The sequence below is a fragment of the Pseudomonas sp. HMWF021 genome, from assembly GCF_003061005.1.
Lineage (GTDB): Bacteria > Pseudomonadota > Gammaproteobacteria > Pseudomonadales > Pseudomonadaceae > Aquipseudomonas.
Genome location: NZ_QAIK01000122.1, coordinates 49838 through 57903 on the forward strand (window position 1 = coordinate 49838; position 8066 = coordinate 57903).

Consider the following 8066-nt stretch of genomic DNA (forward strand, 5'->3'; position numbering starts at 1 on the left):
GAGCCAGTCGACGTATTTCTGCGTGGCAAACACTGCCGCCGGGCCGTTGGTGTCGCCGCCGCGGGTCACGCTGGAACCGACCGGATGGCAGTCCTCGACGCGAATCCCCCACTCGTCCACCGGCAAGCCGTTAGGCAAACCTTTGTCGCCGCCACCGGCCATGGAGAACCAGGCATCGGTGAAACGCCAGCCCAGCGACGGGTCTTTCTTGCCGTAGTCCATGTGCCCGTAGACGCGCTTGCCGTCGATTTCCTTGACGTCTTCGCTGAAGAATTTGGCAATGTCTTCATAGGCCGACCAGTTCACCGGCACGCCCAATTCGTAGCCGTACTTTTCCTTGAACTTGGCTTTCAGATCGGCGCGTTCGAACCAGTCGGCGCGGAACCAGTACAGGTTGGCGAACTGCTGATCGGGCAACTGATAGATCTTGCCGTCCGGCGCGGTGGTGAACGAGATGCCGATGAAGTCCTTGATGTCGAGGGTCGGCGAAGTGAAGTTCTTGCCTTCGTTGGCCATCAGGTCGGTGATCGATTCGGTCTTGCCGTAGCGAAAGTGCGTGCCGATCAGGTCCGAGTCGTTGACCCAGCCGTCGTAGATGTTCTTGTCCGACTGCATCACCGTCTGCATTTTCTCCACCACGTCGCCTTCTTGCAGCAGATCGTGGGTGAGCTTGATCCCGGTGATTTCGGTGAAGGCCTTGGCCAGCACCTTGGACTCGTATTCATGGGTGGTCAGGGTCTCGGAAACCACTTTGATTTCCATGCCGCGAAACGGCTCGGCGGCCTTGATGAACCACTTCAATTCTTCGAGCTGCTGATCCGCCGTCAGGGTCGACGGCTTGAACTCGCTGCCGATCCATTTTTTCGCCGCGTCTTCGTAGGCATCGGCCCAGGCAGACGCGCTCAAACCGCTGAGTGCCAGCATGGCTGCCAATGAAATGCTATGTCGCAGCTTATTGTTTTTGTCGAACATAGAGACCTCCAGTTTGAGTTACGGAGCACGATTGCCGAGCGACTCGACTAGCCCCAGCGCATCACAACCAACAGCCACACCAGAGACAGCGCGGACGCTACCCAGATGCTCCAGTCGGTGACGCCGATTACCAGCAGATGCAGGTAGGCGCTGCCGAGAAGACCGATGAACAAGCGATCGCCACGGGTGGTGGCAATCGGCAGAAAACCGCGCCGCAGGATGCTCGGCGAGCGCAGTTCCCAAGTGGTCATGCCCACCAGCAACAGGCCGATGGCGATAAAGAACCCCGCGGTGGGGGTGGTCCAGCTCATCCATTCCATCATGTGTTCCTCAGACCCGACCCAGAGCAAAGCCCTTGGCCACGTGGTTGCGAACAAACCAGATCACCAGCATGCCCGGGAGGATGGTCAACACCCCCGCCGCCGCCAGCACGCCCCAGTCGATGCCCGAGGCCGACACGGTGCGGGTCATCACCGCGGCAATCGGCTTGGCATTCACCGAGGTCAGCGTGCGCGCCAGCAGCAGTTCGACCCAGGAAAACATGAAGCAGAAAAACGCGGTGACGCCAATGCCGGAGCCGATCAGCGGGATGAAAATCTTCACGAAGAACTTGGGGAAACTGTAGCCGTCGATGTACGCGGTTTCGTCGATTTCCTTGGGTACCCCGGACATGAAACCCTCAAGAATCCACACCGCCAGCGGCACGTTGAACAGACAGTGCGCCAGCGCGACGGCGATGTGGGTGTCGAACAGCCCGATCGACGAATACAACTGAAAGAACGGCAGCAGAAACACCGCCGGCGGCGCCATGCGGTTGGTCAGCAGCCAGAAGAACAGGTGCTTGTCGCCGAGAAAGCGATAGCGGGAAAACGCATAGGCTGCCGGCAACGCCACGCTCAGCGAAATCACCGTGTTCAGGCTGACGTAGTACAGCGAGTTGATGTAGCCGCTGTACCAGCTCGGGTCGGTGAAAATCACCTTGTAGTTGTGCCAGGTGAACTCCTGCGGAAACAGGGTCAAGCCGCCGAGAATTTCGGTGTTGCTCTTGAACGACATGTTCAACAGCCAGTAGATCGGCACCAGCACGAACAGGATGTACACCAGCAACGGAACAAGTTTTCTTTTGCTCATGGCCGGGCCTCAGCGGTTGGCGTCGGAATGGGTCATGGCGGTGTAGAACAGCCACGAGACCAGCAGGATGATCAGGAAGTACACCAGCGAGAACGCCGCTGCCGGCCCCAGATCGAATTGGCCGACCGCCATCTGCGTCAGCGTTTGACTGAGGAACGTCGTGGCATTACCCGGCCCGCCGCCGGTGAGCACGAACGGCTCGGTGTAGATCATGAAACTGTCCATGAAGCGCAGCATCACCGCGATCAGCAGCACGCTTTTCAACTTCGGCAACTGGATGTGCCGGAACACCGCCCACGCCGAGGCGCGGTCGATCCGCGCGGCCTGGTAATACACGTCGGGAATCGCCCGCAGCCCGGAGAAACACAACAGCGCCACCAGCGAAGTCCAGTGCCAGACGTCCATCACCAGCACCGTCACCCAGGCGTCCATGGTGTTGGCCGCGTAGTTGTAGCTGATGCCCAACGCATTCAGGCTCGACCCGAGCAGGCCGATATCAGCACGGCCGAAAATCTGCCAGATGGTGCCGACCACGTTCCACGGAATCAGCAACGGAATCGCCAGAATGATCAGCACCACCGACGACCAGCGGCCCTTGGTCGGCATGGTCAGGGCGATGCCGATGCCCAGCGGGATTTCGATCAGCAGCACGCAGGCCGAGTAGATGAATTGGCGCAACAGCGAGTCGTGCAGACGCGGATCGAGCAGCACCTGCCTGTACCAGTCAGCGCCGACAAAGTAGCGGCTGGACTGGTCGAAAATGTCCTGCACCGAATAGTTGACCACGGTCATCATCGGGATCACCGCGCTGAACGCCACCAGCAGAAACACCGGCAACACCAGCCACCAGGCCTTGTTGTTCTGCACCTTGTTCATGGCTGTACCTCATCATCGGCTTCAAGCAGAAACTCGTCGGCATAGACCATCAGCCACTGCGCCGGGAAACTGATATAAGCCGTGCCCTGCGGCACCGGTTTGTCTTCGGCCAGACGCACCTTCAGCGGCGCGCCGTCGAGGTCGAGGGTGAGGATCTTGTAGGTGCCGAGGTCTTCGACGTGGACCACCCGCGCCTGCATCGCTTCGTCAAACGGCTCGTCCCAGACGTGAATGAACTCGGGGCGGATGCCGACCTTCAGATTTCTCCACTGACCGTGTTCGATGTGTCGCTGCAAGGCGTCGGACAACGGCAAGTGCGTCGAGGCGAAACCGACCCCGCCCGGCTGCGGCTGCACCTCGATCAGGTTCATCCCCGGGCTGCCGATGAAGTAGCCGACAAAGGTGTGGCTCGGCCGCTCGAACAGTTCCCGCGGCGTGCCGAACTGCACGATCTGCCCGCCGTACATCACCGCAATCTTGTCGGCGAAGGTCGAGGCTTCGAGCTGGTCATGGGTGACGTAGACCATGGTGATGTTGAACTGCTCGTGGATCTGCTTGAGCTTGCGCCGCAGCTTCCACTTCAGGTGCGGGTCGATCACCGTCAGCGGCTCGTCGAAGAGGATCGCCGAAACGTCGTCACGCACCAGACCACGGCCCATGGAGACTTTCTGTTTTTCGTCGGCGGTAAGGTTGCGGGCCTTTTTGCTGAGCAGATTTTGCAGGTCGAGGACTTCGGCGATTTCCTGCACCTTGCTGTGCACTTTCGCCTCGGCCATGCCCTGATTTCTCAAGGGGAAAGCCAGGTTATCGAACACGGTCATGGTGTCGTAGACCACCGGGAACTGGAAAACCTGAGCGATGTTGCGCTTCTCCGGGGTCAGGTCATTCACCGCTTTGCCATCGAACAGCACGTGCCCTTGCGAGGGGCTGAGCAGGCCGGAAATGATGTTGAGCAAGGTCGATTTGCCGCAACCCGAAGGGCCGAGCAAGGCATAGGCGCCGCCCTGCTCCCAGATGTGATCCATCTCGCGGATCGCGTAATCGTCAGGCCCGCTCGGGGTTTTGCTGTAGCTGTGGGCGAGGTGCTGCAAACGGATTTCGGCCATCAGGCAACCCTCGCGACACGCCGGCCCGGTGCCTGCACCAGACGGCCCTGCGCATCGAACACGAACAGTTTGTGGGTCGGGATGTAAATGCGGATCGGCGCATCGACGTCGTATTCGTGAACCCCCGGCAGGTGCAGCACCAGCAGGAAATGTTCGTTGCGCACATGCAGGAAGGTTTCCGAACCGCTGATCTCCGCCACTTCGACGGTGACCGCCAGTTCCAGATCATCATCGTTGCTCGGCACCAGCGAGATATGGCTGGGGCGCACGCCAAAGCGGAACTCGCCCTCGCCCACCGGGCGCAGATCGACGTTCAGCGGGAAGTGCACGAAGTTGGCGAAGCTGACTTCGTTGCCGGCGATGCGCCCGGGCATCAGGTTGATCGGCGGTTCGGAGAACAGCTCCGCCGCCAACACGGTTTGCGGCTGGTGGTAGACCGAGGTCGAGGCGCCACTCTGGATCACCCGGCCCTCGTGCAGAATCGTCGTGGTGCCGCCCAGCGCCAAGGCTTCGTTGGGTTCGGTGGTGGCGTAGATCGCGATGGTGTGGCGCAGCTTGAACAGCTCGCGCATTTCCTGGCGCAGTTCTTCGCGCAGCTTGTAGTCGAGGTTGACCAGCGGCTCGTCGAACAGGATCAGCTCGGCATCCTTGACCAGCGCCCGGGCCATCGCCGTGCGCTGCTGCTGGCCGCCGGAAAGCTCCAGCGGATAGCGCTGCAGGAATTTCTCGATGCGCAGCATCTTTGCCGTTTCCAGCACTTTGCTGTGGATGATGTCCTTGGCCACACCGGCCTGCCGCAGCGGCGAGGCGATGTTCTCGAACACGGTCATGGTCGGGTAATTGATGAACTGCTGATAGACCATCGACACGTTGCGCAGGCGCACCGGGCGCTGGGTGACGTCGACGCCGTTCATCAGGACCCGCCCGCTGTCGGGCTTGTCCAGACCGGCCATCAGGCGCATCAGGCTGGTCTTGCCGGACAGCGTGCGGCCGAGCAGAACGTTGAAGGATCCGGGTTCGAATGTCAGGCAGGCATCGTCGATCCAGGTCTGGCCCTCGACGGTACGGCTGACGTGCTCCAGGGTGAGTGACATGGCTCGGCCTTTTTTATTATTGGAGTCAAGCGACCTGTGCAGCAGAGCGACATTCGTGCCAGAAATGGCAAGTGGTTGATTTGTGACGAAAAGCGCCGAAAACGCGAGGAATGAGCGTTCATTGCTGAACACATTTGAACAGTCGGGCGATTGACAATGAACAATAGTGAACAACACTCTATGAACTGCTCACCCCCCCTGTAGGAGCTGCCGAAGGCTGCGATCTTTTGACTTTTGTTTTCAAGAACAAGATCAAAAGATCGCAGCCTTCGGCAGCTCCTACAGGGGAAATGTGTGGGTCATAACAATAATAAAGACGCTGCATCAGAGGCCCACCACCATGGCCGCACCTGCCCCGCCGCTGTCCCATGACACAATCGTCCAGAATTCCTGGCAACGTTGCCGCGCCTTCGGTCTCAACCATCAAAGCGCTCCGGCCTTCGATCAACTGCCCGCCGCCGGCATCGCGCAATTGCTCGACCGGCACCACGCGCTGGTGCAGACCACCCATCAGGAAGTGCTGCCGTATTACGAGAACATCCTGAGCAACTCCAATTGCCTGATCATGCTCGCCGACCATCAGGGCCAGGTGCTGACGTCGTGGGGCACTCAGCGCTTCATCGAGCCGAACCTCGCCCGAGGGTTTAGCGCCGGGGCGAGCTGGATGGAACGCTGCAGCGGCACCAATGCGATCGGCACCGCGCTGGCCTGCGAGCAAGCGGTGCACATTGAGCACGATGAACACTTCCTCAAGGCCAACCGCTTCATGACCGGCTCCGCCGCACCGATTTTCGATGCCGAGCGTAAGGTCATCGCCGTGCTCGACGTGTCCAGCGACAGTTACCTGCCGCCCTCGCACACGTTGGGCATGGTCAAGATGATGAGCCAGACCGTGGAGAACCGGCTGATCCTCAACCTGTTCCACGGTCAGCACTTTCAACTGACTTTCAACACCGGGTTGAACAACCTCGACAGTCAGTGGGCCGGGCTGCTGATTTTCGATGAGAGTGGTCAGGTACTGTCGGCTAATCGCCGGGCGGACAATCTGCTCGGTGTGCGGCTGTCGCGGGTCAGCGTCGAGAGTCTGTTCAACGTGTCGCTGCTGGAGTTGATCAATCAGCCAGATGGATTGCCGTTCGCCCTGCAGACATCGGGGCGCAATCGCTTCCAATGCTTGTTGAAGCGCCCGAAACAGGCGCCGATTCAGCCTCGGGTATTTGCCGAGCCCAAAACGGCGCCGATCAAAGTACCGGGAATGATCAGCCTCAATTCCCTGCATTTCGGAGACAGCCGCGTGGAAAAAGCCGTGCGCCAAGCCGAACGGCTGTTGGAAAAGGACATCCCGCTGCTGATCCACGGCGAAACCGGGGTCGGCAAGGAAGTCTTCGTCAAAGCCCTGCATCAGGCCAGCTCGCGCAGCAAACAGGCATTCATTGCCGTCAACTGTGCGGCGATCCCCGCTGAACTGGTGGAATCCGAGCTGTTCGGCTATGAGAAAGGTGCGTTCACCGGCGCCAACCAGAAGGGCAGCATCGGCCTGATCCGCAAGGCGGACAAAGGCACCCTCTTCCTCGATGAAATCGGCGACATGCCGCTGCCGACTCAGGCGCGGCTATTGCGGGTATTGCAGGAGCGCTGCGTGCAACCGGTGGGCAGCAGCGAGTTGTTCCCGGTGGATCTGCGGATCATCTCGGCAACCAACCGCTCTTTACGCGAGCAAGTGCAGTTGGGCCGGTTTCGCGAGGATTTGTACTATCGAATTGGCGGTTTGACCCTGGAACTGCCACCGCTGCGCGAGCGCAGTGACAAAGAAGCGCTCTTCAAACGCCTGTGGGAACAGCATCGCGAACCGACGCAATGGGCCGGCCTGAGCCGCGAAGTGCTGGAACTGTTCAGCCGGCATCCGTGGCCGGGCAATCTGCGCCAAGTCAGCAGCGTGATGCAGGTCGCGCTGGCAATGGCCGAGGAACAACCGGTGCGGCCGGAGCATTTGCCGGATGATTTTTTTGTCGATCTGGAGATGGAGCCGGTGGAGAGCGTGCAGCCGCTGGGGCTGGATCTGAATGATGTGGAGGCGTTGAACCGGGAGTTGAAGGCGGCCGGGGGCAATATTTCGCATCTGGCGCGGCGGTTGGGGGTTAGTCGCAATACCCTTTACAAGCGGTTGCGTCAGGCGTAATGGCGCGTTGTCTGAGCGAACCTCATCGCTGGCAAGCCAGCTCCCACAGGGTTTCGGGTTGTACGCAACAAGGGTGAACCACAAATAAACCTGTGGGAGCGGGCTTGCCCGCGATGGCGTCAGACCATTCACCCCACCACTATCAAACCGCCCCCATTGACCGAACCGACTAGACTGTGACGAAATGTTTCAGCTTTTCGCCCTGCCTTTGATCCAGACACCTCCCTCCTCCTGATCTTCACAGGACACGTGCTTTGACCAACATCTGTTCCACCGGCCTCGATATCGGCTTCGCTTCGCTGGACTACCTGCAGATCGGCTTCCTCGGCATCATTCAAGGCATCACCGAGTTGCTGCCCGTTTCCTCCACCGCGCACATGCGCATCGTTCCGGCCCTGCTCGGCTGGCCGGATCCCGGCTCGGCGTTTTCTGCAGCGATGCAATTGGCCGCACTGGCGGCGGTGGTCAGTTATTTCTGGCGCGATGTCCGGCAAGTGGTCGGCGGCAGCGTCAATGCGGTGCGCCAGCGGGATTTCAACAACCGCTGGTTCATCCTCGCGGTGGCGATTGTGCTGGCGACGATTCCCATCGGCATCGCCGGCATAGCGTTGTCATCGACACTCAATGCCTGCAACTCACCGTTGCGCGGCCTGATGGTGATCGGGATTTCCTGTGTGGTCATGGCGGTGCTGCTGGCGGCTGCCGAAC

The 8066-nt window shown here is 60.1% G+C and carries 7 protein-coding genes and 1 pseudogene; 2 read left to right on the forward strand and 6 right to left on the reverse strand.

Going from position 1 to position 8066, the window contains the following annotated elements; genetic code table 11:
• From DBR18_RS29360 to DBR18_RS16975, 6 genes and pseudogenes are all read right to left on the reverse strand, one after another.
• A pseudogene (locus tag DBR18_RS29360) lies at positions 1–972 on the reverse strand (carbohydrate ABC transporter substrate-binding protein); the annotation flags it as partial.
• A gap of 47 nt (positions 973–1019) precedes the next feature.
• Positions 1020–1292, reverse strand: coding sequence for a DUF2160 domain-containing protein (locus tag DBR18_RS16955; protein ID WP_027614647.1), 273 nt, complete (start codon positions 1290–1292; stop codon positions 1020–1022).
• A 10-nt stretch (positions 1293–1302) separates the two neighbouring features.
• The gene (locus DBR18_RS16960; RefSeq protein WP_108591167.1) at positions 1303–2103 is read right to left on the reverse strand and encodes a carbohydrate ABC transporter permease; all 801 of its coding nucleotides are present in this window, start codon (positions 2101–2103) and stop codon (positions 1303–1305) included.
• Positions 2104–2112: 9 nt separating this feature from the next.
• Positions 2113–2979, reverse strand: a complete 867-nt coding sequence (locus DBR18_RS16965) for a carbohydrate ABC transporter permease (RefSeq protein ID WP_103521754.1) — start codon at positions 2977–2979, stop codon at positions 2113–2115.
• Complete coding sequence (locus DBR18_RS16970) at positions 2976–4085, reverse strand: ABC transporter ATP-binding protein (protein ID WP_108591168.1); 1110 nt, start codon at positions 4083–4085, stop codon at positions 2976–2978. Before DBR18_RS16970 ends, DBR18_RS16965 begins: the two co-directional genes overlap by 4 nt.
• Positions 4085–5179 carry an ABC transporter ATP-binding protein gene (locus DBR18_RS16975; protein WP_108591169.1) on the reverse strand — a complete coding sequence of 365 codons (1095 nt, stop codon included), beginning with the start codon at positions 5177–5179 and terminating at the stop codon, positions 4085–4087. Before DBR18_RS16975 ends, DBR18_RS16970 begins: the two co-directional genes overlap by 1 nt.
• A gap of 340 nt (positions 5180–5519) precedes the next feature.
• Here DBR18_RS16975 and DBR18_RS16985 point away from each other — a divergent pair, with 340 nt between their 5' ends.
• Both DBR18_RS16985 and DBR18_RS29365 read left to right on the forward strand, forming a co-directional pair.
• On the forward strand, positions 5520–7358 hold the full coding sequence (locus tag DBR18_RS16985) for a sigma-54-dependent Fis family transcriptional regulator (RefSeq protein WP_108591170.1): 1839 nt from the start codon (positions 5520–5522) through the stop codon (positions 7356–7358).
• Positions 7359–7612: 254 nt separating this feature from the next.
• Positions 7613–8066, forward strand: a 454-nt coding sequence (locus DBR18_RS29365; protein ID WP_371921109.1) for an undecaprenyl-diphosphate phosphatase, incomplete at its 3' end; no start/stop codon positions are given.

Coding starts and splice junctions, on each gene's coding strand:
- DBR18_RS16965 (WP_103521754.1), bottom strand. CDS start 2,979: ATGAACAAGGTGCAGAACAACAAGGCCTGGTGGCTGGTGTTGCCGGTG.
- DBR18_RS16985 (WP_108591170.1), top strand. CDS start 5,520: ATGGCCGCACCTGCCCCGCCGCTGTCCCATGACACAATCGTCCAGAAT.
- DBR18_RS16975 (WP_108591169.1), bottom strand. CDS start 5,179: ATGTCACTCACCCTGGAGCACGTCAGCCGTACCGTCGAGGGCCAGACC.
- DBR18_RS16955 (WP_027614647.1), bottom strand. CDS start 1,292: ATGGAATGGATGAGCTGGACCACCCCCACCGCGGGGTTCTTTATCGCC.
- DBR18_RS16960 (WP_108591167.1), bottom strand. CDS start 2,103: ATGAGCAAAAGAAAACTTGTTCCGTTGCTGGTGTACATCCTGTTCGTG.
- DBR18_RS16970 (WP_108591168.1), bottom strand. CDS start 4,085: ATGGCCGAAATCCGTTTGCAGCACCTCGCCCACAGCTACAGCAAAACC.